The organism is Caballeronia sp. KNU42, from assembly GCF_053760385.1.
Map to the genome: position 1 here is coordinate 2,616,315 of NZ_CM132388.1, position 26,236 is coordinate 2,642,550.

The following is a 26,236-nucleotide window of genomic DNA, read 5'->3' on the forward strand; positions in this document are numbered from 1 at the left end:
TTGGCTTTGCTAGACTCGCCCGTGAACTGTCACCGGCGCCGTTTTTTTGCAGCCGGCCAAATTAGCGCGAAGACGCATGGTCCCGGTTGATCTTGCGCAACCCGCGGCTTTCTGTCGCAAACGGGGAATGAAATGCCAAAAATCGTTATCGTTTATCACAGCGGCTACGGCCATACGAAAAAAGCCGCCGAGGCCGTGCTGGCCGGGACGATCGACGCCGGCGCGGAGGCGAAACTGCTCGCTGTCGGCGACCTGGACGACGCCGGCTGGGCCGAGCTCGACGCTGCCGACGCCATCATCTTCGGCGCACCCACGTATATGGGCGGTCCGTCAGCGGACTTCAAGAAATTCGCCGATGCCAGCTCCAAACCGTGGTTCGCGCAATCGTGGAAGGACAAGGTCGCGGCCGGGTTCACCAACTCGGCGACCATGAACGGCGACAAGCATTCGACCATTGCCTACCTGATCACGCTCGCGATGCAGCACAGCATGATCTGGGCTGGCACCGGCATGATGCCGTCGAATACGAAGGCGGCCACGCGCAACGACCTGAACTTCGTCGGTGGGTTTTCGGGCTTGCTGACGCAATCGCCGGCAGATGCGTCACCTGATGAAGCTCCGCCGCCCGGCGATCTGGAGACGGCGAAGGTGTTCGGTGCAAGGATCGCGGCCGTGACGGCGCGCTGGACCGGGAAGTAGTGTTTTCGGCGGCATTGCAACGTTTTTCAGGCCGATCGGCCGATGTGCCCGGCATTGCCATCGCGTTGTCGCGGAAGCGCATTAAAATAGCGTTTTGACCGCGCCCGGCCCGTATGAGCTCCGGGCGCGACCGACCCAGCGAGATCGAGATGACCACGAAAGTATTTGTCGACGGACAGGAAGGCACCACCGGCCTGAAGATTTTCGAATATCTGTCCGAGCGGCGTGACGTCGAGGTGTTGCGTATCGAGGACGCGCGGCGCAAGGACGTGGAGGAGCGGCGGCGGCTGATCAATGCGTCGGACGTTACGTTCCTGTGCCTGCCGGACGTCGCTTCGCGCGAATCGGTTTCGCTGGTGGACGCGGACAATCACCGCACCGTCGTGATCGACGCCAGCACGGCGTTCCGCACGCACGACGACTGGGCATACGGCCTTCCCGAACTCATGCCGGCGCAGCGCGAGCGTTTGCGCACGGCGAAGCGCATCGCGGTGCCGGGCTGCCACGCGTCGGCGTTCCTGCTGGCAATGAAGCCGTTGGTGGCGGGCGGTCTTGTTTCCGCCGATTTCGCCGCACACGCGTATTCCATCACCGGTTACAGCGGCGGCGGCAAGAAGATGATCGCGGACTATGAAGCGGGCGGAAATCCGCGGCTGGACAGCCCGCGGCCTTACGCGCTGGGGCTTACGCACAAACATCTGCCCGAAATGGCGGTGCGCTCGGGACTGAAGCACGCGCCGGTGTTCACGCCCATTGTCGGCAACTTCCTGAAGGGCCTGGCCGTCACCACGTACTTCTCGCCCAATCAACTGTCACGCGCCGCCAAGCCGCAAGACGTACAGGCATTGTTTGCCGAGTACTACGCGAACGAACCGTTCGTGCGCGTGTTGCCGTTCAATGCGGACAGCAATCTCGACGATGGCTTCTTTGACGTCCAGGCTTGCAACGACACCAACCGGGTCGAGCTGTTCGTCTTCGGCAACGACGAGCGATTCGTCACCGTTTCCCGACTGGATAACCTCGGCAAGGGAGCGTCGGGCGCAGCGATCCAGTGTATGAACCTCGCGATCGGCGCCGACGAAGAATCCGGGCTTGCGCGCTAAGCCAGCTATCGACACCAGTAAAAGCTAAGCGCGCCAGCCAGCGCTCAACTTGGCTAAAAACCGGTTTCCGCCATTGGGCGAAACCGGTTTTTTTACGCCTGCATTATTTTCTGCCGCGCTTTTACATCGTTATTTCCATTCACACGATCACCGCCTCGCGCCCAGTTTTCAAATCTCCGCCTCGCAAATTCCACGCAGGTCAAATAGATCTTCCGCCGCGGTTTCATAGGGATTCTCCTAATTTATTTACGAACGTTCGTTCGTCGATGATTACGCGCTTTCGCACTTAAACGTTCTTCGTTTGACCTCGCGTTGAAATAGATTTTCTCTAATCAACCTTACGGAAAAACTTTTGTTTCAATGCGCCGTTCACGCCTTATCAGTCAAGGCGCAAACGGAAACCCTCCGTTTGAATCGTCGAATTAGACGTTTCAGTCGGTTGACACACGAAAAGCCGACAGCGAAATTACACGCGCAAAAACTAGATCAGGGAGACAGCGGTATGCCGTATGCCATTTCGAAAGGACTCGCGCTCGCACTTGCGACCGCACCGTTGTTTGTTGCTTGCGGAGGCGGTAACGCCGACAACCCGGGTCCGATCAACACGCCGCAATGTTCCGGCGCGAGTTGTGGCACGCAGGGCGCACCGGCTGTCGGTGCGGGTGCGGCGCCGCTGTGCCCGGCTAATGCGGACATTGTCTCGAGCACGTATCTGGGCGGGGCAGGAAGCGGCGAGATCGTGAGTCTGAACATCGACGCCGTGAACATGAAATACACGCTGAAGTGGCTTGAATCGCCAATCCCGCTCGTCACCGGCACCGTGAATCCGACCCGCAAGGGCACGACGATTGTCGGCGCCGTGGTGCACCCGCCGGCAGGCACGCTGCCCACGGCCGAGCAAACGCGATGCGCGTTCGTGCTGACGCCGGGCGGCGGCCAGGCATCGGATGGTTCGATCTACACCACGGCCGCCGCGTTCAACCAGGCGAACCCGCCGACCATCTTTATCGGCCAGGGTGTGGCGGGCGGCGGCATTCCAGGCGCGACCGTGCAATACAACGGCGCGACGCTGACCGCTGACGGGGTCCATGCGATCCCCGGTTTCCCGCAATTGTTCCCGGTGCCGAACCGTCATTTCGACTTCTATCCGTTCATCGGTTTTTCGACGGTGAGCACGAACGTCGCGGATCTGAAGGGGACGTATAACGCGCTGCTTTACCACCTGGTTCCATCGAACAACTACTCGACCACCACGAGCCAGGCGCAAGAATCCTTCGATGCCGCCGGCAACTGCAGCGTGCCGGTACCGGCATCGAATACATCCTGCCAGACAACCGGCGGCGCGTGGACAGCGAACGCCCGCGGCGCGTACTTCACCAGCGCGGTCGCCCCGCAAGTGCAGGGCAACCGTTCGACGCCCGTGTTGCCGCTTATCGGCGCGCTCACGTTCCCGGCAGTGGCGAACGCGAACATGGTGATCGGCAAGATCAACGGCGCGATCGTGCCGATCGTCGTGCGGACGGGCCAGGTCTTCGTACCCTCGCCGCTCACGCCGCTGAACACATCGGCCGCGCAAGTCGACGATGAATCCGGCATTGCGATGCTCGCGCCGAACACGGCGCTCAAGTCGGGCGCGTTCGATGGCGGGTATGTCGGCGCGGATTCGAACTTCAAGTACACGGCCGCGTTGCTGCAAGGTCCGGTGGGCTCGTTCATCAATCCATCGACGCAGGCTTCCGAGACCGGTTTCGGGATGAGCTACGCGCAGCAGTTGCCGGGCTTGATCGGCGTGCAGGACCAGAACGGCGGCCAGGGTGCGCTGATCTCGGCGGGCGGCCTGTACGGGATCTTCATTGCCGGCAGCACGGTGAACGGTGGCCTGACCTCGACGTCCGCTAACGCCGATACCCCAGCGAGCCCGTACTTCGGTATCGGCTCACTGCTCAGCAAATAAGCACTGCCGAGCACACAAAACGCACGGAAGCACACAAGCACCCAAGACCAGGGCAGCCGGCACGCGCCGGCTGCCAACGAAACACGAACGAACAAATGTGGACGGAGACAGCAGTATGAAATGGAGAACTTTTGCGTTGGGTGCGATGGGTGCGGCAGTCACCAGCGTCACGCCGCTCCTCGGCGGCTGCGGTGGCGGCAGCGATGCGCCTCAGGCGCCGGTCGTCCGGCTGTGCCCGGCGTCGCTTGACTACACGACCACGTTCACCGGTGGCGGCGGCAGCGGTGAACTCGTCAAGCTGCAACTCGACACGACCAAACTCACGTGGCAAGTGACCTACGTGGAATCTCCGATCCCGGCGGTCACGGGCACGGTCTCCCCCACCCGCGCCGGCACGTCGCAGAGCGGCACGCTGACGATGGAAACCGGCTTGCCCACGCAAAAGCTCAATCAGTGCGCGTACCAGTTGAACGGCGCGACGCTCGATCCGACGCGTCCCGCGCGCATCTTCGTGGGCGAAGGGGTGGCGGGCGGCACGATTCCGGGCAAGGAGCTGCAGTTCGGCGGGATTCTCGGCCAGGGCGTGGTACCTGACCGCACCTTCCCGTACTACCCGTTCATCGGTTTCTCGACGCTGGAAACCAATCTCGCCAACGTAGCCGGGACCTATAACCAACTGGGCTATCACGAGATTCCGTCGCAAAACTACGCGCGACTCTCTGTCGATTCGAAGATCACGATCAATGCCGATGGCACCTGGCAAGAGTGCGACAACACCGGTGTGAACGCCGGCAAGTGCCAACAGGCGGGATCGAACTTCACGCAATCGCCGGATGGCAGCGGCGCGTTCGTCACGAACAACTTCCTCGGGCAAGGCAACCCGACGCTCGCCGCCGGACCGCTCGGCAAGGGCTACATGATCGTGGGCAAGCTGCGTGGCCAGAACGTGCCCATCCTCGTGCGTACCGGCACGGCGAACGCCACGATCACCACGGGCATTCCGCCGTTTGCCGACGACGAATCCGGCATTTCGATGATGTCGCCACAGACCAGCGTGGCGTCGGGATCGGTGAATGGGGAATACGTCGGCGTGGATAACGCCTTCGATTACCGCACCACGGCGCTCAGCGGCACGCAGGCCACCTTGATCGATCCGTTCCAGCCGTCGCAGGTTGCGTTGTCGCGCGCGCTGAATCTGGATTACACGGAAGCCGTTCCGGGTCTGGTGACATCGACGGTCGTGGGTGCGGCGACCGGCACGACGCCGACCGGCAAGTTCATCTTCTCCGGCGGTGTGTTCGGCTACCTCGACCAGAGCGACCCGACGACACCGTATTACACCATCGGCTCATTTGTGCAGTGACCGTCTAGCAGCCCATCAAGAACGGCTGCATGCGAACAACGCGGGGGTTAAGTGCGGCGTTCGCATGACGGCCTGTAACCGAAGAGAGACGAAATGAAAAAGCTTTTGGCTGCGGGAAAACCGTTGGCGGTAGCGGTAGCTGCGTGCGTGTCGCTGTCGGCGCATGCGCAAAGTGCTGGCGATAACGTCGTGGGACTCGGCTGGTTTCACGTCATGCCGCAGGATTCCAGCGATGCCCTGACCACGCACGTGGCGCCTACGCCGATCAATACGCCGCTGCGCTTGCCGTCGGAATTCACGTCGGCGGGGACGAGTTTATCGACGAAAAGCGCCGATACATTCGGCCTCGTCTTCACGCACTTTTTCACCGATCACATTGCGACCACGTTCGTGGGTGGCGTACCGCCCGAGTTCGAACTCGATGGCCATGGCACGATTCAACCTCCGGGACCCGCAGGCGCGCTTGGCAACCAGAACCTCGATCAGACCAACCCGATCGTAAAGAGCGTGCGGCAGTGGAGTCCGGCGCTGATTTTCCAGTATTACTTCAACTCGCCGACTTCTGCGTTCCGGCCGTTTGCAGGCCTCGGTGTGTCGTATAACTTCTTCACGAACATCAAGCTCACCAACGGTTTCGAGCAATCGACGCAGAATAATCTTGGGGCGGTGCTGGCGGCGGGTGCGGGCAAGCCTGGGCCGACGTCGGTGGAGGCGAAGGCTTCGTCGTCGTGGCAGCCGGTGTTCAATCTTGGCGCGACGTATAACTTCGACAAGCACTGGGGTTTGATTGCTTCGCTAACCTACATTCCGTTGAAGACGACGTCGTCGCTGATCATCAAGGCGGCTGACGGGACCGAACTGGCTACGACGAAATCAAAGCTGAGCGCCAATCCGCTGATCACGTTCCTGGCGGTTTCGTACCGGTTCTAAGGAAGTCGCGCGGGCAAAATCTGGATAAAAAAAAGCCCGCCTAAGATGGGCGGGCTGAATCCATATCAGTGGAGACATGGAGGAGACAACCCCACTGTACCAAAACCATTGGTGCAGCGCAACATCTCCCTGTCGATCCACGTTGATTTGTTGCGATGGCGCAACATCAAGGCTGGGTCATCGACAGAATAAAGCCCAGTTGATCGATGGAAACAGGTTTCACCAGATGAATATCAAAACCTGCTTCCTGCGTCATTGCGTGATGCTGCGGCTGTCCCCAGCCGGTTAGCGCAACCAGCAGCATCGCCGGGCCGTCAGGCAATGTCCGCAAAGCGCGCGCGGCGGAAAGACCGTCCATTGGCGACATGCCCAGATCCAGGATCACCACTTCCGGTGCGAATTGCCGCGCGACTTCGAGTGCCTGGGCGCCGCACGACGCCTGTGCCACTTGATGACCCAGCCCCGTCAGCAAGTTCGCGAGGCAACTCAGGGCGTCGTCGTCGTCATCGGCTATGAGAACACGCTTGGTCACGACTGCCCCCTCATTTGCCCGACACCGCGAGCGTCAACTTTCCTGCACCAGCAGTCGTTGCAGTAATCTGCGTGCGCTGCCCCCGCGCCCCAATATAAAAATGCTGCCGACCCGGCGAGTTTTGATCGTGAGTAGCGTCCGGCAAGCACGCGGCGATGTCCGCCGCCACGCCCTGCAAAGCGTCCGCCGCCGATCCGGCGTCCGCTCCCTTCGTCCACAAACAGCTGTAAGTGCTGGCTTTCACCGCACACCGCGCGTCGCGGCCATAAGGCTGCGCGACAGCTTTGCCATCGTCGGGTCGCAAGGAAGTGAAACCATCAGCTGCTGCCGCCACAATGCGCTTGAGTGCATCGCAGGGATTGGGGGTGTCGTCGGCGAGAGCGACTGCAGGCGTACTCAGGCAAGCCCATGCAAGGCCCGCCGATGCCGACACGAACATGAAACCCCGGAGAGTTCTTTTCATAGTGGGCGCTGTCCTGTCTCCGCTTCGTCTTTTTATAAGCTGGCCTGAAGGCCGACCGGGAAGCTCGCTTCCCGGTCACTTCCAAACCAGCTTCCCAGCCGGTTTCGTCGCCGATGAGACCTTTTAAAAGCCTGCACCGGCGGCGTGTGTCCGTATGTGCGCCACCGAATGCTATCCAGAATGCTGTCAACTTCGAAACATTCCGGAACCTGAAGCGAACGGCGCGACAAGTATAGGGAACGTTCCACTCCATTGGCGCTAATTTTCGTCGATACAACGCCGCCGCATCCTGCCTTCACTCCGTGCTTTACTTTTATCACCGAGCAAAAATCAATCCGTATTGATCACACTTTCTTTCCCGCGCGCCGCACCGCGACTTTTCCCAGTACAGCCAGGTCCTTGTCGCCATCGCCTTGGGCAAGAGCATCGATCAGGTTGTCGCGCACCACACTTCCCACCGGCAACGCCACGTTCACGGCTTCACCGGCAGCGAGCGCAAGCCGCACGTCCTTCAGGCCGAGCCGCGCCTTGAACAACGCGGGTTCGTAGCGGTTGTCCGCGATCATCCGGCCATAGCCCTGATAAACCGGACCTGGGAACAGCGTGTTCGTGATCAAGTCGAGGAAGCCGTGTTGATCGATGCCATGTGCCGACATCAGCGACGCGGCCTCGGCAGTTGTTTCGATCGCCGATGCCAGCATGAAGTTCGCCGCCAGCTTGAACACATTTGCGTGTTGCGGTGCAGTACCTACGCGCCATGTTTTTTGGCCGAAGACATCGAAGACCGGTTGCACGCGGGCGATGGCGTCATCCGGACCGGCCGCCACGATATTCAGCTTGCCTGCCGCCGCCACGTCCGCCCGCCCGAGCACGGGCGCAGCAACATACGCCACGCCTTGCCGCTCGTGCAGGCTTACCAGTTCCTCGCAGAACGCCACGGAGATCGTGGCCATGTTCACGTGCACGAGCCCCTTGGGCGCACGTTCGAGCAAGCCGCTGTCGAGCAGCACTGCGCGTAGCGCGGAGTCATCGGCGAGCATGGAGAACACAGCGTCGCCCGCGAACGCTTCATCCGCCGATGCCACCACTTGCGCGCCTTGTTCGGCGAGGAGTTTCGCGGCATCGGGCGAACGGTTCCAGACGCGTACCGTGTGGCCTGCCTTCAATGCATTGAGCGCCATCGCGCCGCCCATGCTGCCGAGTCCAATAAATCCGATGTCCATACTGTTCTCCAAGTGGTCTCACGATGAGCCCGCTTCATACGCGCCAAAGCGGGAGTATTGAAGCGATGCCATACTCAAATCCATGACGACTGCCACGTTCCGTTTTCATCGGGAGTTGAATGAGTTCCTGGCGCGGCCGCAGCGCGAACAGGCGTTTACGTGCGTGTGTCCGGCGGCGTCGACAACCAAGCATATGATCGAAGCACTCGGCGTGCCGCACACGGAGGTGGCGCTGATTCTACGCAACGGCCTGCCCGACGGCTTCGATACCCTCATGGAAGACGCCGATTTTATCGATGTCTACCCGCCCGGCGCGATGCCCCGCGCGCTTGAAATTGTGCATCCGTTGCGTGCCCCATTGCGGCTTGAGACGTTGCGTTTTATCGCCGATGCGCATCTTGGCGGCCTCGCTCAACTGCTGCGCCTGGCCGGTTTCGATACCCGCTACGATAACCATTTCCCCGACGATGAAATCGAGCAGCTTGCGCGCGCTGAACATCGCGTGGTGCTCACGCGCGATCGCGAGTTACTGAAGCGCCGCTCGCTTGTTCACGGTTGCTACGTGCGCACGCTTCAGCCCGATGCGCAATGGCGCGAAGTCGCCACGCGGCTCGGGCTCACGCAACACGTCCGCCCGTTTCGCCTGTGTTTGATGTGCAACGCGCCGCTGCGTCGCGCGAGCGCGGACGAGGTGAGCGATCGCGTGCCGGAAGGTGTGCTTGAACGGCACGCGCGGTTCGTAACATGCGATGTATGCAGGCGGGTCTTCTGGGAAGGGTCGCACTGGAAGAGGATGCGGGCGCGTATCGAAGAATTGATGGACGGCGCGCCGGGTAATCCGCCAGTTCCTGCGTCCGGTTAACGCGCTCGGTAAATGGCTCCGGAACGGCTCAAGCCCGGAGGTGCGTACAATACGCGCCTCGGCCTTGTGCCTCTATAGCTTTTGGAGCTTCGCGTGAAAAAATTCGATCTGGAAAAAAACAAGGCGCTCAAGCTCGCCAACGGCCTGAAGCAAAACAGCGCGTCGAGCTTCGGCCCGCAAACCGCGCAGCCAAAACTCGACAAGCGCGAACAGCGCCGGCTCGATCAGGAAAAGGGACTCGTGCCCTTCGCGTGCAAGCTGGACAGCGATCTCGTCAGGCAATTGCAGGAACATGCCGCCAAGCATGAAGGCGGAATGTCGGAAGCGTTGGCGGAGTTGCTGGTGAAAGCCGGCCTGGAACGCAAGGCAGCGGTTTAAGCTGACGCGATGAGTTCGCCCGAATGAGTACGGTTGGGCTCAAGACGGTGATATGACTGCGGATTGGCGCGGAGCCGAAGCGCAGTGCAGCTCCGGCGAGTTTGTCTGCTGAATGGAAGGCCGTTCCGGCGCATTGCGGAACGGCTTTTTCACGCGTGCTTTTAGAGTCGAATCTCCCGCGCCGCGTGCGCAAACTTATTTCAAACGCTCCCTTCTTTCTCGATCACCAGGATTCGCGCAATACCTACCGGTTCGGCGACATGTTCATCGCCGGGCTGGGCATGAAAGATATCGCCGGCATTGAGCAATACTTCTTCCTCTACGCCCTCCCGCCGCACGCGCATTCGCACCTGGCCTTGCATGACCGCGAAGACTTCCTCGCCGTCGTTCACGTGCCATTTATACGGCGCATCGGTCCAGTGCAGGCGGCATGAGACGCCATTCATCGTGGTGATATCGAGTGCGCCCCATGCGCGCTCCGCCGTGAATTCGCCGCTTTTAACAACTTTCATTGGTCATCCGGCAAGAGATCTAGCTATCAAGGGACAGGCCCGCGCGTCGTCGACATCCGCGTGGCGCAAGGAAGGAAAGTCTAAAGAGCGCTGAGATCGTTTTCAAGCAGCGCTAAAAAACGCGCCCGGCCAGTGCATGGCGGGGCGCGCTTCGATGATCACCAACTACGCGGCTGATCCGTTCCGGGCGGCTCAGGCTTTCTTGTTATAAGCGTTGCACCACCCTTTCGCTGCGACCTGCTTGCCTGCGAACATCGGGCAGGCAGCGAAAGTGTCGGCGGGTTTGCCTTGATAGAACGAACAATTGCCGCAATCCTGGCCGGCGGCGTAACGCGGGAATTTGGCTTTATCGACGGTGGTGGCGTCGAGCTTGTAACCGAGGCCTTGCGCCATCGGATCGGCTTCCGTCAGTTTGACCGGGTCGGCGAACGCGGTACGCGATACCGCGAGTGCCGATGCCACGCCAATGCTCGAAATCAGGAACGTGCGTCGTGAGGACTTCATGAGAATGTGCTCCGTTGTATTGGGGGTGTGCGCCGTTCTTGTCGACGACGATCTCCAAAGCATATCAACGCAAAGCACGACAATCTAAGTCAAATCTTATAGATAACCGATGGCGAAATGTCACAGCGGGTTTGCCATAGGGTCAGCTCACCTCAGCCCGCCATCCTCGCGACCTTCTCGGCAATCGCCAGCGACGCCGTCAACCCGGGCGATTCAATCCCGTACAAATTCACCAACCCCGCTATGCCGTGCGCCGCCCGTCCCTGAATCATGAAGTCGGCCGCCGGTTGCCCCGGCCCGGAAAGCTTCGGCCGAATCCCGGCATAAGCGGGTTGGAGTGCATCGTCGGGAAGATTCGGCCAGTACGCGCGAATGGCCGCATAAAAGCTGGCGGCCCGCTGCGGATCGACGGTGTAATCGATCTTCTGGATCCATTCCACGTCAGGACCGAACTTGGCCTGGCCGCCCATATCGATGGTGAGATGCACGCCGAGTCCGGCTTCATTCGGCATCGGATAAATCAGGCGGTCGAATGGCGTCCGGCCGCTCACGGTGAAGTAATTGCCCTTCGCGAAATACAGCGGCGGCACATGGCGCGGGTCGAGTCCGCGAATGTTGCGCGCGATCTGGTTTGCCCACAGCCCCGCGCTATTGATCACGCAACCGGCCTGGAAGGCCATTGGCGCCTCGCCCCCCGTTTCCACGATAAACGCGCCGTTGCGTGCATCGATATCCGTCACCGGCGTATGAAACGCCACGGTCGCGCCGTCGCGTTCCGCGTCGCCTTGCAACGCGAGCATGAACTGATGGCTATCGATAATGCCGGTCTGCGGCGACAACACCGCCTCCACGCAATGAAGCTGCGGCTCCATCTCCATGGCTTCGGCGCCGCTTACGCGCACCAGGCCCGTGACGCCGTTTTCGACGGCCTTGTGCTGGATTGCCGTCAATTGCGGCAACTGATTGCGCGCCGTGGCAACGAGTAATTTGCCGCAGCGGCTGTAGGGGACGCCGTGGGCGTCGCAATATTCGTAGAGCATCGCGCGGCCGCGCACGCACAGGTCGGCCTTCAGCGAGCCGCGCGGGTAGTACAGCCCCGCGTGGATAACCTCGCTATTGCGCGAACTCGTGCCGGTGCCGACCGCTTCGCCCGCCTCGAGCACGATCACCTCGCGGCCACGCGCCGCCATCGCTCGCGCGACGGCGAGTCCGACCACGCCGGCGCCAATCACCACACATTCGATTCTGTCCATCTCACTATTCTAGGCCAGCCAGCCGAACCGTTTCGCGCGCTTTATTGCGCTTTTTGTGCAATTCGCAATGCCGATGCCCAGCAAGCACCAATTTCCGAAATAATCCGGGCCAAATCAAGAAATATGGCCTTTTTGCCCGGAAAAAGTCAGTTTCAGGCCATATTTCGAGGGGTTTTTGCAGATTTCTCCAAAACGCGCAATCAGAACCCGATCGATTTCTTTCGCCCACCATTGCCTAATTCGATGTCTCGAGCCTGCACTTCATGCCGGTTATCGATGCGCGCGTTGCCAAAAGCGTTGAGCATGGCGCGCCGCATCGCTCGCGGGGAAGCCTGCGTCAGCGCGTCGAGCGGCGCGTCGCCGAGTGTTTCCGGAAAGCGTGCGCCCCACGCGTGCGCGCTGCGAATCTCGTGATAAATCGACTGGGCGATACGGCGCGCGCCATCGCGATCCGGCGGCGCGATCTCATACACGTTCATCCGGTTCAGCAGCGGCTCGGGAATCGTGTTTGCCTGATTCGCCGTCGCGATCCAGACCACGTTGCCCGCGTTGATCGGAATTTCGGCGAATTCATCGATGAAACTCTGCGCCGTATCGTGTTCCAGCAGCGCGTACAACGCGCCGAGCGGGTCGTATTGGGCGTCGCCGGTAGCCTTGTCGATTTCATCGACCGTCATGACCGGATTGGCGTAACTGCCGTTCACGAGCGCGTCGAACACCTTGCCCGGCTTGGCATTGCGCCATTGCGACGACGCGCCCGACAGGATCCAGCCTGCCGTCAGCGAACTCATGGCGAGGTAATGGCAGGACGTGCCGAGCAAACGCGCAAGCTGCTTGGCGAAATGCGTCTTGCCGATGCCTGGATCGCCGAGTAGCAGCATGGGCATCAATTCGAGGCGGTCCTCGGTTTCAAGGCACAGCGCGATCTGCTTGCGGATGTCGTTGAGCGGCTCCTGGAAATTGGGCAGGTCCGCCACCAGATCGTCGATGGAAGGCATCCGGTTCGGCTTGACGCAAAAGCGCAGATTGCCCGCTTTCAGCATCTTTTCGTACGTGCCGCGCAGCGCTTCGCTGCCCCCTTCGCCCAGGTCGTTCAACGCGGTTTCGACCTCGTCCAGGTCGTAGACCTTGCTGAACGACGCCACGGCGAGTTCTTGTTTGACTACGGCGGTGGTCATCGCTTTCCCCGATTTTGTTGGTCGATAAATTCAGTTTATCGGCCATAAAACTGCACGCAAGCGAGCAGTCCGGACCGTCTGCTGCTAATCGTTAAAAATGCGATGGCGTCGGCAGGCAAGCCCAAGCGCTTGTATGATCGTCAGGCTGTGCTGCGGAAAAAACCACGGCGAGCGGGTGCGGAAAGTGCGTCGCCAGATTGCGCGCAACATCAGCGATTGCTGCGGTTTTTGCGTTCGCGCGAGTAGCTTTTGGAAACATTTCGGCGCTGAACGGCCGCAGCAAATCAGTGTCAGAAGTCGTCAGAACTCAGTCTCAGAGCAAGCTACCCGGATCGAACGGGCCATGGCCCGGACGTAACAAGGGATCAGGAGAAAAGCACACATGTTGAAACACCCCACGGCAGCGTTGCTGTTCTGCGCCGCGATCGCCGCACCTTTCACCGCCCTTGCGCAAAACACGCCGCCGCAACCGGTCAAATGGGAGTTGCAGGTTTTGCAGGACGGTCAGCAGATCGACAGCTTTACCGGCACGACAAGCGTCGGCCAGGGCCACACGGATACCCATCATCACGTGGTAAAAAACAACGTCGGTTGCGCGGACAAGCCCGCCGGCGACATCGACCTGCAGCGCACCCTCACCATTTCCCCCATCCACGCGAATAGCGACGACATCACGTTGCAGATCGACGCGCAGGAAACTTTACAGGACAGCACCGCGCCCGTTACGGCGCAGGGTTGCAAGCTACCGCCCCAACCGCGTCAGGTCAGCGCCGCACATCCCGGGCTGGTATTGAAACCGGGTGAATGGTCGACATGGCAGATCGTCGATAAAAATCCGTCGCTCACCTACAAGGTTCGTGCGACGCTGGCAACGGCTGCGCAGTAGCGCGCCGCCGCGTCGATCAACTGACGGTCAACTACGCGGTCAACTCATTCATCGCATGCGAAATCCAGAACATTTCACCTCCGGCATTCCCTCCGTTCGCGACACACCCGACTTCGTGGCCGTGAGCTGGAACCTGCACAAGGGGCGCTCACCGCTTGGCCTCCAGGCGTGGAGCGCGATGCAGCGCTGGGTCCAGTCGACCAAAGCCGACGCCTATTTCCTGCAGGAAGCCATGGCGCGCCGGATGCCGCAGCCGGTGCTGGCGGCGAGCTTCGGCAATCCGCTCGATGCTCCGATCGATGACATCTGGCATTGCCAGGCAACGGAAATCGCAACCTCGCTCGATTTGCAGATCGCGCTCGGGCAGAACGTGTTCAAACCGTCGTGGCGGCATGGCAACGCGATTCTTTCACCGCATCCGCTGGATCTGGGTGGGCGTTGGGACATCTCGGCGCATCGGTTCGAGCGGCGTGGTTTGCTGGTCGCGCGCGCCACGTTTGCCGGGCGCTCGGTCACGCTGCTGTGCGCGCATCTCGCGTTGACGCGGGCCGCACGGTTGCGGCAAATGAACTGGATCGCGTTGTGGATCTCGAAAGAAGCGCCTGAAGGGCCGCTGGTTCTGGCGGGCGACTTCAACGACTGGCGCAATGATTCGGTGGGGGTCTTCGGCGAACTTGGGATGAGCGAAGTGGCGACCATGCTCGGCGAATCCGGGCGGACTTATCCGGCGTTTTCACCCGCGCTCGCGCTCGACAAGATGTTTGTGCGCGGAATGAAGCCGGTCGAATGGATCACGCCGACGCAGGACACCGCATGGCTGTCCGATCACCTGCCGTATATGGCGAAGTTGCGGGTGGAATGAAGCGTCGCTTTATTACTTCGCGCCTCCTGCAAATGACGCGGCGATCACGGTTTCTATCGCGGTGAAAGAGACGGGCTTGACCAGATGGTGGTCGAAGCCGGCGTCGCGCGCCGCTTTCTTGTCACTCTCCGCGCCATAACCTGTCAATGCAATCAGCAATGCGGATTTGGTCACGCCGCGCTTGCGCATCTCGCGCGCAACTTCAAAACCATCCATTCCCGGCAAACCGATGTCCAGGATCACGACATCGGGCGCAAAGTCATCGACCATGGCAAGCGCGCTCGGGCCATCGTGCATGACGCGAACTTCGTGCCCCAGCGTTTCGAGCAACATCGACATGGCTTCAGCTGCATCGACGCTGTCATCGACGAGCAAGACACGGCGCGGTTGGGTCGATTCGCCTGGCGGGCTGTCGATCATCGTCATGATACTTTCCTGGGTTTTTGAGAATGCTGAAGGTGCTCGCCTGCTCAGTGAATAAGGCACGCGGATCATTTCAGGATGATACCGGGAAAGTGGATGCGATCCGTCCGGCGTCGGATCAAGCCGGTCCGTGCGGCGTCCAGCCGAGGCGTGCTTGTGTCATTTCCCCTGGCATCAAAACCCCGCCGCCGATGTCCTCTCGCGGGGCGTCCAGGTTCAGGAAATCCACTGTGTTCGTTACCGGTTCCACGCACAACTGGTCAGGATGCGCGGAGGGCGCGAACAGGACCATGTGATCGAACGGCGCATCGGCAGAAAGCGTCACGCTGCGGTGTTCATCCGGCCAGTCGATGGTCGCCGACCTCGACCATCCGGCGAAGTTATTGTCCAGATCGTAGGCATCGGCGGGCAAGCCTTCCGGCGACGACAACGCATCAACGCACGGATGCGCGCCAAGGTTCGTAGGCAGGAGATCCTTGGTCGAGTGCCACATTGCGCGAACCTTGGTATGGATGCGCGTAGCCCGCGTGCGAGGGTAATAAGGATGATGGCCCATGCCGAACGGCATGGGTTGATCGTCGAGATTGCGTATCGACATCGTGACGAACAAGCCTGAATCATCGAGTTCAAAACGCTGGGTCGCTTCGTATCGATACGGCCAGTGATGCGCCGCTTCGTCGCCAGGTTCGTGGTTCAGATGCAGTTCCACCGTATTCGACGATACCAACCCCACGCGCCATGCCCGCCGCCACGCATGCCCGTGCAGCGCATGATCGAACGCGTTGCCATCGGCGGATAGATCGACTTCACGGCCGTCGAAAGCAAACCGCGCATCGCGTAGCCGGTTGCAATACGGCAGCAGCGGAAAGCTCGCCATGCCGAGCGGGTTGCCAGCAGCGAGCGCATCGGCCGACGCGGGACGCAGCCAATGCAGCGCGCCATTGCCGCCATTTGTAAGATCGTAGAACGCCGCGATCGCGCCGCCGACGTGCGGCGCCAGCAACACTCGCCGGTTCTCAAAGCGCAGTTCGATCAGCGCAGCATCATTCAACCCAATGCGGAACGCGTCGTCAGCGGCCTGAGTGGGCTCAGTGGATCGGGCTGCGGCGCTTTCACCCGCGCTTGTTCGTAGATCGGTGTTCAATATGCAAACCGCTGATAACTTTCGTCGAAGGTCCGCGGCGTCTTGTCGACTTGCGGGCTATAACGCAACAGCCGTTTCGCGCGGGCGGGCAGCGCGGCGAACACATCGCGCGGCACTTGCACCTGCACTTCCGGCCGGAAATACCACGAACGGCTATACCCGATCACGACCATCGGCCGCGGGGTATCGGTGAAATTCGGCGTTCCGCGATGCAAACCGCGCACATCGCGGATCATCACATCGCCTAGTTGCATGGGAACGCGCTCCGCCGGGAACCGGCCATCCGCCAAGCCGGCAAGCGCTTCCTCACGCGATATCCGATGCGTCCCGCGCGTCGTTTCCAGCGATCCGTTCTCGTCATTCACATCGACAAGCGGAAAATTCACCGCCAACTGGAACGACGGTGTTTCCGGCACGCCATCGAACAAAGGCGGCGTGTCGCGATGCCAGTCCTGAAAGTCGGAACCGCGCACGGGTGTATCGGTGGCGAGTTGACACATCACAGGATCGGGACCGGCAATTCGCTCGACGATTCCCAGCACGTCGGCATCGCAGAAAATGGCCGGATCGGCGAACTCACCCTCGAACGGCAACGTGACGTAATAGCGCCCCGGCCCCCGATTGCCGCTGCCGCCCTGCTCCCGCGCCGCCGCTTCATGCGGCTCGAAAAGCGGTGCGAAAGCCGCGCGCCAAGCTTGAAGCGTCGCGCGCGGGAAATGGCCGGGCAGCAGGACAAAACCGTCACGTTCGAAATCCTCCGCAAGCGCATCGCGAGCGCGCTCGTCGTAGCGGGCCATCTTCGTCTCCTTGTATTGCGCCGCGCGAACCCGGCGGCGCGGTCGGCACGCGTGGCTTTCGTTGATCCGACATCCGCTGTGCGCCCCGAGAATCGCATGATCACCACGAACTAGTCAATATTATTAGTAATAGAACTTAGACCCGTTTGATCGCTGACGGAAGTAATACAGGCAATGGTTTGTGAGCGTTGTCGGTAAAAAATATTAGTGGTACCGTCAAGAGCATCCCGCAGAACGTTCCAGCGCAACGCAACCACAACGCCACCGCCTTTTTCGCGGCCTCAGACAATGAAAAAATCCACGCAACGCCGTCCGACGATGACCGACATCGCGAAACTGACCGGCGTTTCGCAATCCACCGTGTCGCTGGTGCTAAACAACGCGACTAGCGCGAAATTCTCCGACGCGACCCGCAACAAGGTGCTGAAGGCGGCGCAGGATCTCGGCTACCGGATGACGGCCCGCGAACCGCTGGACCCGACGATCGGGGCGAACGAGAAGAACCTGATCGTGTATCTGGCCGATGAAATTTCGACTAGCCCGCATCCCGTGGTGAACATCGACGGTGCACGCGATACGGCGTTCGCAAACGGCCGGATGCTGGCCGTTTACTCGACGCACGGCAACGCGGAGATCGAGCAGCAGGTACTCGACGCCACGCTGACAAACCCCAACGTGCTCGGCGTGATTTACGCGACGGTTTATACGCGCAAGGTGATCTTGCCCGCGGCGCTTTCGAAAGTCCCGACGGTCCTGCTGAACTGCTACACAAACGATTCCGAGCTTTCGTCCGTTGTGCCCGCGGAAGTTACCGGAGGCCATACCGCAACGGATTATCTGCTGAACGCGGGGCATCGAAGAATTGGGTATGTGAATGGCGAACCCTGGCAGGACGCGTCGCGGGACCGGCTGAAGGGGTATCGGATGGCGCTCTCAACTGCTGACCTGCCGTTCGCCGCTGAACTGGTGCGTGAAGGCGACTGGAGCTCGGGTTCCGGCTTCGAGCAAACGCTCTCACTCATGCGCGAATCCAACCCGCCAACGGCAATTTTCTGCGCGAACGACTTGATGGCGCTCGGCGCGATCGAAGCGCTGAAGCAACTTGGATTGCGCGTACCCGAAGACGTATCCGTTCTCGGCTACGACGATCAGGAAATCGCCCGGCACACGCATCCGCCGCTCTCGACCGTGGTCCTGCCCAACTATGAACTGGGGCGATGGGCAGTCGAGACACTCCTCCAGGAAGAACACAACCGCACCGCCGGCGCTCCCGTGCGCCGGCGCACGGTAAAGCTCGATGGACCGCTGGTCGAACGTGCATCGGTAAGGGTAATTACCGTGGCAGAACAGCCCGTAATTAATAATATTAGCGATTGACCAATAATAAAGTACGGTGAAATAATCATCGCACCTCAACTTATTGAGATAGAGCTGAGAGAACGAAAAACCCTGCAGGACCGAAGTACTTAAAAAAGCAGGACCATCCATCCCGGAGGAAGACATGCTGTCGCTTGAAAACTGCAACACACGCAAATTCCCGTTGCGCGCACTGGCTGCGTCGGTGCTCGCTTTGTCGATGGCGGCGGGCGTTAGCGTCGCCCACGCCGACGACTCTCCGCTGCCCAAGCTCGCGAACAAGAAACCCCTGCGCGTCGGCTTCGCCCAGACCGAAAGCAACAACCCGTGGCGCCTCGCCGAAACCAAGAGCTTCAAGGACATCGCCGCCAAGTGCGGCTGGCAGATGGTGATGACCGACGCAAACAGCTCGGCATCGAAACAAGTCGCCGACATCCAGAGCATGATCGCGCAGCATGTCGACCTGATCGTGTTCCCGCCGCGTGAAGAAAAACCGCTCGCGCCAATCGTGTTGCAGGCGAAGAAAGCCGGCATTCCGGTGATCCTGGTCGATCGGGACGTGGATCAATCGGTGGCGAAAGCGGGTCAGGACTACATCACGTTCATCGGCTCGGACTTCATCAACCAGGGGCAGCGCGCGGCTGACTGGCTGGTCAAGGCGACCGGCGGCAAGGGCAAGATCATCGAACTGGAAGGATCGACCGGCGCGTCCGCTGCGAACGATCGCAAGAAAGGCTTTGACGATGTGATCGCGAAGAATCCGGGCATGCAGATCATTGCGTCACAAAGCGGCGACTTTGCGCGCGACAAGGGCCGTCAGGTGATGGAAACGCTGCTTCAGGCGCATCCTGATGTCACCGCCGTCTACGCGCACAACGACGAAATGGCGCTCGGCGCGATTGCGGCGATCAAGGCAGCCGGCAAACAGCCGGGCAAGGACATCATCCTTGTGACGATCGACGGGACGAAGGGCGGCATGGACGCTATCGCTGCCGGCGAACTCGGCGCGAGCGTGCAGTCGAGCCCGTTCTTCGGCCCGCTGGCATGCGATGTGGCGCAGAAGTTCGCGAAGGGCGAAACGGTCCCGCCGTGGGTGAAAGTCTCCGACCGCTTCTACGACAAGAGCAACGTCAAAGAGAGCATGCAGTACGGCTATTGAGCGTGCGCGCTCAGTGACTGTATGACGCTCGGGTAAGAGCAACGAAGGTGTTCGAAGCGGCGCGCCCGGTCTTTCGCGGGCCGTCGCTTCTTTTGTATCCGGCGGACTGAAACGAAACCAGCCGCCAGGGAGACGCACTAGATGAACACGCCGAATTCCGGATCACCCCTGCTCGAGATGCAGGATATCGACATCAGCTTTGGCGGTGTGGCTGCGTTGCGGCACGCGCGGCTGTCGGTATCGGCGGGTGAGGTGCATGCGCTGATCGGGCAGAACGGCGCGGGTAAGTCGACGCTGATCAAGATCCTGACGGGCGCATACCGGCGCTCGGCGGGCACGATTCGCTTCGATGGCCGCGAAGCCGATTTCCGCAGCCCGAAAGAAGCGCGCGAAGCGGGTATCAGCACGATCTATCAGGAGATCAATCTCGTCCCGTTCCGCTCGATTGCCGAGAACATTTTTCTCGGCCGCGAGCCGCGCAAGTTTGGGTTGATCGACTGGAAGACGATTCATCGGCGCGCGCAGGAATTGCTCGACTCGTTCGGCTTGCAAATCGATGTCAGCAAACCCGTGCGTGAATTTTCGACGGCGATTCAGCAGATGGTGGCGCTGGCGCGGGCGGTATCGTCGGACGCGAAGATGGTCATCATGGACGAGTCCACGTCCTCACTCGATGAACGCGAAGTCGAATTGCTGTTCAGCGTCGTGCGGCGTTTGAGGGACGATGGCCGCGCGGTGATTTTCGTCTCGCATCGGCTGGATGAGTTGTATGCGCTGTGCGATCGCGTCACGGTCATGCGCGACGGGCAGACCGTTGCGGAAAGCCCGATGGCCGCGCTCGACAAGCTGCAACTCGTTACTACTATGCTTGGGCGCACGCTTGCTGCCGTGGTGCACGAGGACAGCGCGGTCAAGGAAGCGAACCTCGCCAAGCGCGGCGCGACGGCGATCAGCGCGACGAATATCGGCGCGGGCGCGAAGGTGTCGGATGTATCGCTCGATGTTCATGCGGGCGAGGCTGTAGGTCTGGCCGGATTGCTCGGGTCGGGCCGCACGGAAACCATGCGGTTGATGTTCGGCGCGGATTCGACCGAGCGCGGGTCGCTTTCCATCGATGGCAAAACGGTCACGCTCAAGTCGCCACAAGACGCCATTGCGCGCGGGATTGCGTATCTCACCGAGGACCGCAAGGCCGAAGGCATCGTGCCGGAGTTGTCGGTGCGCGACAACCTCACGCTCGTGTGCCTGCGCACGCTGACTAAACGCGGCGTAGTCGATGTCGCGAAACAGCGCGAGATCGTGGACCGGTTTATCGAATCGCTGGGGATCAAACTGCGTTCGCCTGACCAGCCGATCCGCGAACTATCGGGCGGCAATCAGCAGAAGGTTTTGCTCGCGCGCTGGCTGGCGACGAATCCCAGTTTGCTGCTGCTCGATGAACCCACACGAGGCATCGATGTCGGCGCCAAAGCCGATGTCGCCAAGATCATCCGCGAATTGCGCGACTCCGGGCTGGCGGTGTTGCTGTCGGCGTCCGAACTGGAAGAACTCACTGCCGTGGCCGATCGCGCAGTCGTGATCCGCGATGGCAAGACCGTCGCCGAACTCGACGGCGCCCGTATGAGCGAAGCGTCGATCATGGATGCGATCGCGTATGGATCGGGAGAAGAATCCTCGCTGGCGGAAGCGGTCGATGCCAAAGAAGGTCACTCATGAATCAGAAAACTCAACCGGCAACTGCCGCGCCAATCGTGCAGGCCGCCCAGAAGAAAAGACATCGGATAACGATTCAGCGCGAGATCGCCGTGCTGCTCGCGATGATCGTTTTCAACCTCCTTTTCACGCAGCACTTCTGGTCGCTGCAGACGTTTAACGTCAACCTGACGCAAGTGGTGACGATCGTGATCGTCGGCATCGGGATGACGCTGGTCGTGGCGACGGGGGGTATCGATTTATCGGTGGGCGCTTCAATGGCGATTGCCGGCTCGCTCGCGCCGATGATCTTCATGAACGTAGCCGGGCCGTTCGGCATTGCGTTGGCGTTTGTCTTGCCCGTACTGGCCGCCTCCCTCTGTGGCGTCTTTAATGGCTTCCTCGTGACGAGGCTTTCTGTGCAGCCGATTGTCGCGACGCTGGTGCTGTTTATCGCCGGGCGCGGCATTGCGCAGGTGTTCACCGACGGCAGCCTGCAAGCCTTCGATAACCCCGCGTTCCAGTGGATCGCACTCGGCCGCGTAGCGGGTGTGCCGGCGCAAGTGTTCCTGATGCTCGCGTTGGTGGTGTTGTTCGCGTGGATCGTGCGCAAGACCTTGTTCGGGCAGTATCTGCTTGTCACCGGCGGCAACGAACAGGCTGCGTATTTGAGCGGCATTCCAACGGCGCGCGTGAAGATGATCGCGTACACGTTGTGCGCGGCGTTGGCGGGGTTGGCGGGGTTGATATCGATATCCGTGAACTCCTCTTCAGACGCGAACGTGATCGGCCTGGGCTCCGAGCTCGACGCCATTGCCGCGGTCGCGGTGGGCGGCACGGCGTTGACGGGCGGCCGCGCGTACATAGTCGGGACGCTGATTGGCGCGCTCATCATCCAGTTGCTTCGATACACGCTGCTCGCCCACGGCATTCCCGATGCCGCCGCGCTCGTGGTCAAGGCCGGCATCATCATCGCCGCGGTGTATGTGCAGCGGCGCCATCGATAGGGAAACATCGACATGAAAAAGAACCTTCCTATCCTGCTGGCGTTGGCCGCGTTGCTGCTCCTTGGCGTACTTCGATACGACCACTTCGCATCGGCCTACAACATCAACTCCTTCTGGCGATACAACTCGATGTTCGCGTTGATATCGGTGGGCATGGCGTTTGTGATCATCACGGGCGGCATCGACCTGTCGGTGGGAACGGTGGCGGCGCTGGCAAGCGTGGTGGCCGCGCTGGCGAGCCCGCATGGCGGCCTGGTCGCGGTGCTCGCGGGCGCAGGCGCGGGGCTCGCGATAGGCATGCTGAATGGCCTCGTCATCACGCGCATGCGGATCTTGCCGTTTATTGTGACGTTGGCGACGAGCCTGGGGGCGCATGGGTTGGCGTTGCTGCTGGGCCATAACGACGCCGTATCGATTGCACCCACCTCCAGTTTCGGCAACTTCGGACAAGGCGATTTATGGGGTCTGCCGATCCCGGGAATCGTGGCGGCGGTGGCGGCAGTTTTGGGCTGGCTGGCGTTGAGAAGCACACGCTTCGGGCGGCATGCGCTTGCAATTGGCGGCAGTGAAGAGGCCTCGCGTTTGATGGGCTTGAATGTAGACAGGACGCTGGTGGCGGTCTATGCGTTGAGCGGTTTGCTCGCCGGCATTGCGGGCGCGATATTGGCAGCACAATTCGGCGCAGGGCAGCCGAACGAAGGCGTCGGCTGGGAGTTGTTCGCGATATCGGCGGTGGTGTTGGGCGGGACGTTATTGACTGGCGGACAAGGATCGATAGCGATGACGATTGCCGGCGTCGCGCTGCTCGGATTGGTGTTCAACCTGCTGAACTTCGAGAACGGTTTGGGCTTCATCAGCCTGTCGGCGTATTGGCAATCGGTGATTCGCGGCGTGTTCTTGTTGCTCGTGATCGTGCTGCAAGCGCGCGTGCTGAAGAAGCGGGTGACGGTGACAAAGCTCGCGCGGTGAAATGGCAAGCCGCCATGCAACGTGGCGGCTTGTAAAAAATGAGTGCGCAAGTTACCGGAAGGAGAATCTGCTAAGTTACTGAGACTGACCTAGCAGACAGCCCGAAGGCGAAAACTACCGCCATGTTCGACCTCTTCGACGACATCCCCAAGCCTGACATCGTATGGCTGCCTGACTGGCTGGACGCGCCGACAGCGTCGGACACGCTGGCAACTTTACTCGATGAAATCACCTGGCAGCAGGACTCAATGACCACGCCCGCCGGCAGGATCCCCTTCCCGCGCCTGACCGCGTGGCAGGGAGACCCCGGCGCGGTGTACGTGTACTCAGGCATTCGCAACATTCCGAAGCCCTGGACGCCGACGGTGCTGGCGTTGAAGACACAGGCCGAATCCGAATCCAAAGCCCCCTTCAACAGCGTGCTGATCAACCGCTACCGCACGGGCATGGACAGCATGGGCTGGCATGCCGACAAGGAGCCTGAACTCGGACCACAACCGGTGATCGCGTCGGTAAGTCTGGGCACGACGCGGACCTTCGATTTCCGGCATACCAAGACTCGGCAAACGCATACGCTTCAACTCACGCACGGCAGCTTGCTGATCATGCAGGGACGCACTCAGCTCGACTGGGCGCATAGAGTGCCGAAGGAACCCGAGGCGCGCGGCGAACGGATCAACCTGACTTTCCGATACGTGGACTCATCGGCGCGTAAATAGTCTTATTAGACTTATCGCCTGGCGACGAAATCGATCTCGACTAGCGCATCACGCGCCAACCCCGTCACGCCGATACACGTCCTCGCCGGCAACGGCTTAGGCAGAAAGTAGGCCTTATATACATCATTCATGGCGGCGTAATCGCGTTTGAATTCGGTCAGGAAAATCCGCACGCTCACCACGTTATCCAGCGACAAGCCGATCCCTTCCAGCACAAGAATCAGGTTATCCATCACCCGACGCGTCTGCGCTTGCACACCTTCGGGCAAGGGCCTGGAGTCATCGGCGGGATCGGTTGGCATTTGTCCCGTGAGGAACACCCAGCCATCCGCTTCAGCCGCGTGAGAAAAAGGACCGACCGGGGTGGGGGCGGTATCGACCATCGAAAAAGTGGGCAGCGTCATTGTGTCTTCTTGGAAAGTGCAGGCCGTCACCGTAACGGATCAAAAATCCGGCTGCCTGACCAGACGGTCACACTACACGATCGCTTTGCTGCACTATCGACCTCAGCGATAAACCTGCGTCCAAAATGCCTTCATTTTCATTACATTGCGGCGGCATGCGCCTTGCTCTAATTGAGCACCCAAGGACGATCCCATGCCCAAGAAAAAGAAATTCAAGCTTCCCAGCCCCAATGATCGTCAAGCGCTCCTCTTTGAGCGCCGCAACATGAAAATGGCCGAATCCGCGCATGCTTACGTGCGCGGCAGCACGACCAAGTTTTATGAATGGCTCGACGGCATCGAAGGCCACTCACTGCCCGAAGGCCCGGCCATCTGGATCTGCGGCGATTGCCACACCGGCAATCTCGGACCCATTGCCAACGCCGATGGCCGCGTGGAGATCCAGATCCGCGACCTTGATCAAACTGTGATCGGCAACCCGGCGCACGACATCATCCGGCTTGGGTTGTCGCTGGCAACGGCTGCACGCGGTTCCGACCTGCCCGGCGTCACGACAGCACGCATGATGGAAGCCGTCGCGCAAGGCTACGAACATGCCTTCGATCGTTCCCACCATCGCTCCGTCAAGGATGCGAAACCCGAAGAGGTACGGGTGATGATGAAGGAAGCGGTGCGCCGCACGTGGCAGCAACTGGCGATCGAACGCATCGAAGATATTGAGCCGAGCATTCCTCTCGGCAAGCGTTTCTGGCCGCTCGACAAGACCGAGCGCGCGGAGATCAAGGCGCTGTTCAAGCAGCGCGAAATTGCCGATATAGCGACCGCTTTGCGCAAGAACGCCGACGAAGAAAACGTCACCGTGATCGATGCCGCCTATTGGGTGAAAGGCTGCAGCTCGCTCGGCCGGCTGCGCTATGCGGTGTTGCTGGACATCGATGGCGGCGCGATAGAAGGCGACGATCTTTGCCTGATCGATATCAAGGAAGGCGTGAAGGCCGCAGCGCCGCGTTATACGGATGCGGACGCGACCAAGCGCATGCCGCGCGATAACGCCGAACGCGTCGTGGAAGGCGCGCGGCATCTAACGCCGTGGCTTGGGGAACGGATGCGCTCGGCGCGGTTGAACGACCGGTCGGTGGTGATCCGCGAATTGTTGCCGCAGGACATGAAGCTGACGGTGGAGCAATTCACGCAGGTTGAAGCGATGAAGGCGGCGCGCTTCCTGGCGATGGTCGTTGGTAAAGCGCACGCCCGGCAGATGGATGCAACACAGCGGCGCGCGTGGTTATCGGAGTTGCGGCGCGCCAAGTCGAAGTCGCTCGATGCGCCGTCGTGGCTGTGGGCAAGTATCGTGGAGTTGGTCAGCAGTCACGAAGGCGCTTACCTTGAACATTGTCGGCGGTATGCGCTGGGGTCGGTTTCCTAGCGCGCACATTGACGCCGCAATAAAAAGGGCCGTTCTCGCAAACGCGGAACAGCCCTTCTTCATTTTCGTAGACGACCGCTCAAGAAACCGGTCAACACTCAATAGCCGTAGCCGCGACGCTCGCGCCAGTGATTCTCACGCCATTGTTCATGATGCCATTCGCGGCGACGCCATTCGCGTTCGCGCCAGCCTTCGTCGCGATAACCACCATAACCGCCATAGCCTCCGCCGTATCCATACCCCACGACAACCGGCGGCGGCGGCGCGACATACACCGGCGCCGGCGCGTAATAACCCGGTACGCCGATCCCCACGGCGACATCCACATGCGCCGACGCTGCCGCCGATACCAACAGCGCGCTCAAGCCCAGTACCGCACCCAGGATCTTCTTGTTCATTGCATCTCTCCGTGCACTTGGTGTGCAAACGTGTTGTTTA

28 protein-coding genes are annotated in these 26,236 nt (G+C 60.7%); 16 read left to right on the top strand and 12 right to left on the bottom strand.

Annotated features, from left to right (window positions below; genetic code table 11):
* Window positions 1–132: 132 nt before the first annotated feature.
* From ACSOSP_RS11760 to ACSOSP_RS11780, 5 genes are all read left to right on the top strand, one after another.
* Window positions 133–699: a flavodoxin family protein gene (locus ACSOSP_RS11760; RefSeq protein ID WP_455306773.1), complete on the top strand. Its 567-nt coding sequence runs from the start codon at window positions 133–135 to the stop codon at window positions 697–699.
* A gap of 149 nt (window positions 700–848) precedes the next feature.
* The gene (argC, locus tag ACSOSP_RS11765) at window positions 849–1,802 is read left to right on the top strand and encodes an N-acetyl-gamma-glutamyl-phosphate reductase (protein ID WP_455306775.1); all 954 of its coding nucleotides are present in this window, start codon (window positions 849–851) and stop codon (window positions 1,800–1,802) included.
* 502 nt (window positions 1,803–2,304) lie between these two features.
* Window positions 2,305–3,756, top strand: a complete 1,452-nt coding sequence (locus ACSOSP_RS11770) for a DUF2957 domain-containing protein (RefSeq protein WP_455306777.1) — start codon at window positions 2,305–2,307, stop codon at window positions 3,754–3,756.
* 115 nt (window positions 3,757–3,871) lie between these two features.
* The gene (locus ACSOSP_RS11775; RefSeq protein WP_455306778.1) at window positions 3,872–5,119 is read left to right on the top strand and encodes a DUF2957 domain-containing protein; all 1,248 of its coding nucleotides are present in this window, start codon (window positions 3,872–3,874) and stop codon (window positions 5,117–5,119) included.
* A gap of 93 nt (window positions 5,120–5,212) precedes the next feature.
* Window positions 5,213–6,049, top strand: coding sequence for an OmpW/AlkL family protein (locus ACSOSP_RS11780; RefSeq protein WP_455306780.1), 837 nt, complete (start codon window positions 5,213–5,215; stop codon window positions 6,047–6,049).
* Between the two features lie 166 nt (window positions 6,050–6,215).
* Here the strand turns inward: ACSOSP_RS11780 and ACSOSP_RS11785 are convergent, their stop codons facing one another.
* The 3 genes from ACSOSP_RS11785 to ACSOSP_RS11795 all read right to left on the bottom strand — a co-directional run bounded on the left by ACSOSP_RS11785 (window position 6,216) and on the right by ACSOSP_RS11795 (window position 8,267).
* On the bottom strand, window positions 6,216–6,581 hold the full coding sequence (locus ACSOSP_RS11785) for a response regulator (protein ID WP_455306782.1): 366 nt from the start codon (window positions 6,579–6,581) through the stop codon (window positions 6,216–6,218).
* Between the two features lie 10 nt (window positions 6,582–6,591).
* On the bottom strand, window positions 6,592–7,044 hold the full coding sequence (locus ACSOSP_RS11790) for a hypothetical protein (protein WP_455306784.1): 453 nt from the start codon (window positions 7,042–7,044) through the stop codon (window positions 6,592–6,594).
* Between the two features lie 344 nt (window positions 7,045–7,388).
* Window positions 7,389–8,267 carry an NAD(P)-dependent oxidoreductase gene (locus tag ACSOSP_RS11795; protein ID WP_455306786.1) on the bottom strand — a complete coding sequence of 293 codons (879 nt, stop codon included), beginning with the start codon at window positions 8,265–8,267 and terminating at the stop codon, window positions 7,389–7,391.
* 82 nt (window positions 8,268–8,349) lie between these two features.
* Between ACSOSP_RS11795 and ACSOSP_RS11800 the strand changes: the two genes are divergently transcribed.
* Window positions 8,350–9,129, top strand: coding sequence for a Mut7-C RNAse domain-containing protein (locus tag ACSOSP_RS11800; RefSeq protein ID WP_455306788.1), 780 nt, complete (start codon window positions 8,350–8,352; stop codon window positions 9,127–9,129).
* A 93-nt stretch (window positions 9,130–9,222) separates the two neighbouring features.
* Window positions 9,223–9,507: a hypothetical protein gene (locus ACSOSP_RS11805; protein ID WP_455306790.1), complete on the top strand. Its 285-nt coding sequence runs from the start codon at window positions 9,223–9,225 to the stop codon at window positions 9,505–9,507.
* Window positions 9,508–9,707: 200 nt separating this feature from the next.
* Here ACSOSP_RS11805 and ACSOSP_RS11810 read toward each other — a convergent pair whose 3' ends face one another.
* From ACSOSP_RS11810 to ACSOSP_RS11825, 4 genes are all read right to left on the bottom strand, one after another.
* A complete protein-coding gene (locus ACSOSP_RS11810; RefSeq protein WP_455306792.1) occupies window positions 9,708–10,019 on the bottom strand; it encodes a cupin domain-containing protein in 312 nt (103 codons plus the stop codon).
* A gap of 192 nt (window positions 10,020–10,211) precedes the next feature.
* Window positions 10,212–10,523: a high-potential iron-sulfur protein gene (locus ACSOSP_RS11815; RefSeq protein ID WP_455306794.1), complete on the bottom strand. Its 312-nt coding sequence runs from the start codon at window positions 10,521–10,523 to the stop codon at window positions 10,212–10,214.
* A 152-nt stretch (window positions 10,524–10,675) separates the two neighbouring features.
* On the bottom strand, window positions 10,676–11,776 hold the full coding sequence (locus ACSOSP_RS11820; RefSeq protein ID WP_455306796.1) for an NAD(P)/FAD-dependent oxidoreductase: 1,101 nt from the start codon (window positions 11,774–11,776) through the stop codon (window positions 10,676–10,678).
* Between the two features lie 200 nt (window positions 11,777–11,976).
* A complete protein-coding gene (locus ACSOSP_RS11825; protein WP_455306798.1) occupies window positions 11,977–12,954 on the bottom strand; it encodes an AAA family ATPase in 978 nt (325 codons plus the stop codon).
* A gap of 382 nt (window positions 12,955–13,336) precedes the next feature.
* On the opposite strand from ACSOSP_RS11825, the gene ACSOSP_RS11830 reads away from it, so the two are divergent.
* Window positions 13,337–13,840, top strand: coding sequence for a hypothetical protein (locus ACSOSP_RS11830; protein ID WP_455306800.1), 504 nt, complete (start codon window positions 13,337–13,339; stop codon window positions 13,838–13,840).
* A gap of 55 nt (window positions 13,841–13,895) precedes the next feature.
* The gene (locus tag ACSOSP_RS11835) at window positions 13,896–14,702 is read left to right on the top strand and encodes an endonuclease/exonuclease/phosphatase family protein (protein ID WP_031360474.1); all 807 of its coding nucleotides are present in this window, start codon (window positions 13,896–13,898) and stop codon (window positions 14,700–14,702) included.
* A 12-nt stretch (window positions 14,703–14,714) separates the two neighbouring features.
* Here ACSOSP_RS11835 and ACSOSP_RS11840 read toward each other — a convergent pair whose 3' ends face one another.
* The 3 genes from ACSOSP_RS11840 to ACSOSP_RS11850 all read right to left on the bottom strand — a co-directional run bounded on the left by ACSOSP_RS11840 (window position 14,715) and on the right by ACSOSP_RS11850 (window position 17,066).
* Window positions 14,715–15,128, bottom strand: a complete 414-nt coding sequence (locus tag ACSOSP_RS11840; protein ID WP_455306803.1) for a response regulator — start codon at window positions 15,126–15,128, stop codon at window positions 14,715–14,717.
* A 115-nt stretch (window positions 15,129–15,243) separates the two neighbouring features.
* Window positions 15,244–16,182, bottom strand: a complete 939-nt coding sequence (locus tag ACSOSP_RS11845; protein ID WP_455310936.1) for an aldose 1-epimerase — start codon at window positions 16,180–16,182, stop codon at window positions 15,244–15,246.
* Between the two features lie 83 nt (window positions 16,183–16,265).
* Entirely contained in the window at window positions 16,266–17,066 is an 801-nt protein-coding gene (locus tag ACSOSP_RS11850; RefSeq protein WP_455306804.1) for a phytanoyl-CoA dioxygenase family protein, read from the bottom strand.
* Window positions 17,067–17,354: 288 nt separating this feature from the next.
* Between ACSOSP_RS11850 and ACSOSP_RS11855 the strand changes: the two genes are divergently transcribed.
* The 6 genes from ACSOSP_RS11855 (at window position 17,355) to ACSOSP_RS11880 (ending at window position 23,968) form a co-directional block, all read left to right on the top strand.
* Window positions 17,355–18,443, top strand: coding sequence for a LacI family DNA-binding transcriptional regulator (locus tag ACSOSP_RS11855; RefSeq protein WP_455306806.1), 1,089 nt, complete (start codon window positions 17,355–17,357; stop codon window positions 18,441–18,443).
* A gap of 124 nt (window positions 18,444–18,567) precedes the next feature.
* Window positions 18,568–19,581, top strand: a complete 1,014-nt coding sequence (locus tag ACSOSP_RS11860; RefSeq protein ID WP_455306807.1) for an ABC transporter substrate-binding protein — start codon at window positions 18,568–18,570, stop codon at window positions 19,579–19,581.
* A gap of 141 nt (window positions 19,582–19,722) precedes the next feature.
* Window positions 19,723–21,297 carry a sugar ABC transporter ATP-binding protein gene (locus ACSOSP_RS11865; RefSeq protein ID WP_455306809.1) on the top strand — a complete coding sequence of 525 codons (1,575 nt, stop codon included), beginning with the start codon at window positions 19,723–19,725 and terminating at the stop codon, window positions 21,295–21,297.
* Window positions 21,294–22,280: an ABC transporter permease gene (locus ACSOSP_RS11870; protein ID WP_455306811.1), complete on the top strand. Its 987-nt coding sequence runs from the start codon at window positions 21,294–21,296 to the stop codon at window positions 22,278–22,280. The genes ACSOSP_RS11865 and ACSOSP_RS11870 overlap by 4 nt, the downstream gene beginning before the upstream one ends.
* Before the next feature lie 12 nt (window positions 22,281–22,292).
* A complete protein-coding gene (locus tag ACSOSP_RS11875) occupies window positions 22,293–23,249 on the top strand; it encodes an ABC transporter permease (protein ID WP_455306813.1) in 957 nt (318 codons plus the stop codon).
* A 122-nt stretch (window positions 23,250–23,371) separates the two neighbouring features.
* Window positions 23,372–23,968: an alpha-ketoglutarate-dependent dioxygenase AlkB family protein gene (locus tag ACSOSP_RS11880; protein WP_455306815.1), complete on the top strand. Its 597-nt coding sequence runs from the start codon at window positions 23,372–23,374 to the stop codon at window positions 23,966–23,968.
* An 11-nt stretch (window positions 23,969–23,979) separates the two neighbouring features.
* On the opposite strand, the gene ACSOSP_RS11885 is transcribed toward ACSOSP_RS11880, so the two are convergent.
* Window positions 23,980–24,372, bottom strand: a complete 393-nt coding sequence (locus ACSOSP_RS11885) for a RidA family protein (RefSeq protein WP_455306817.1) — start codon at window positions 24,370–24,372, stop codon at window positions 23,980–23,982.
* A 193-nt stretch (window positions 24,373–24,565) separates the two neighbouring features.
* Here ACSOSP_RS11885 and ACSOSP_RS11890 point away from each other — a divergent pair, with 193 nt between their 5' ends.
* Window positions 24,566–25,798 (top strand): DUF2252 domain-containing protein, encoded by a 1,233-nt coding sequence (locus tag ACSOSP_RS11890; RefSeq protein WP_455306819.1) that lies wholly within the window; start codon window positions 24,566–24,568, stop codon window positions 25,796–25,798.
* A 98-nt stretch (window positions 25,799–25,896) separates the two neighbouring features.
* Here ACSOSP_RS11890 and ACSOSP_RS11895 read toward each other — a convergent pair whose 3' ends face one another.
* Complete coding sequence (locus ACSOSP_RS11895; protein ID WP_455306821.1) at window positions 25,897–26,196, bottom strand: hypothetical protein; 300 nt, start codon at window positions 26,194–26,196, stop codon at window positions 25,897–25,899.
* Window positions 26,197–26,236 lie beyond the last annotated feature (40 nt).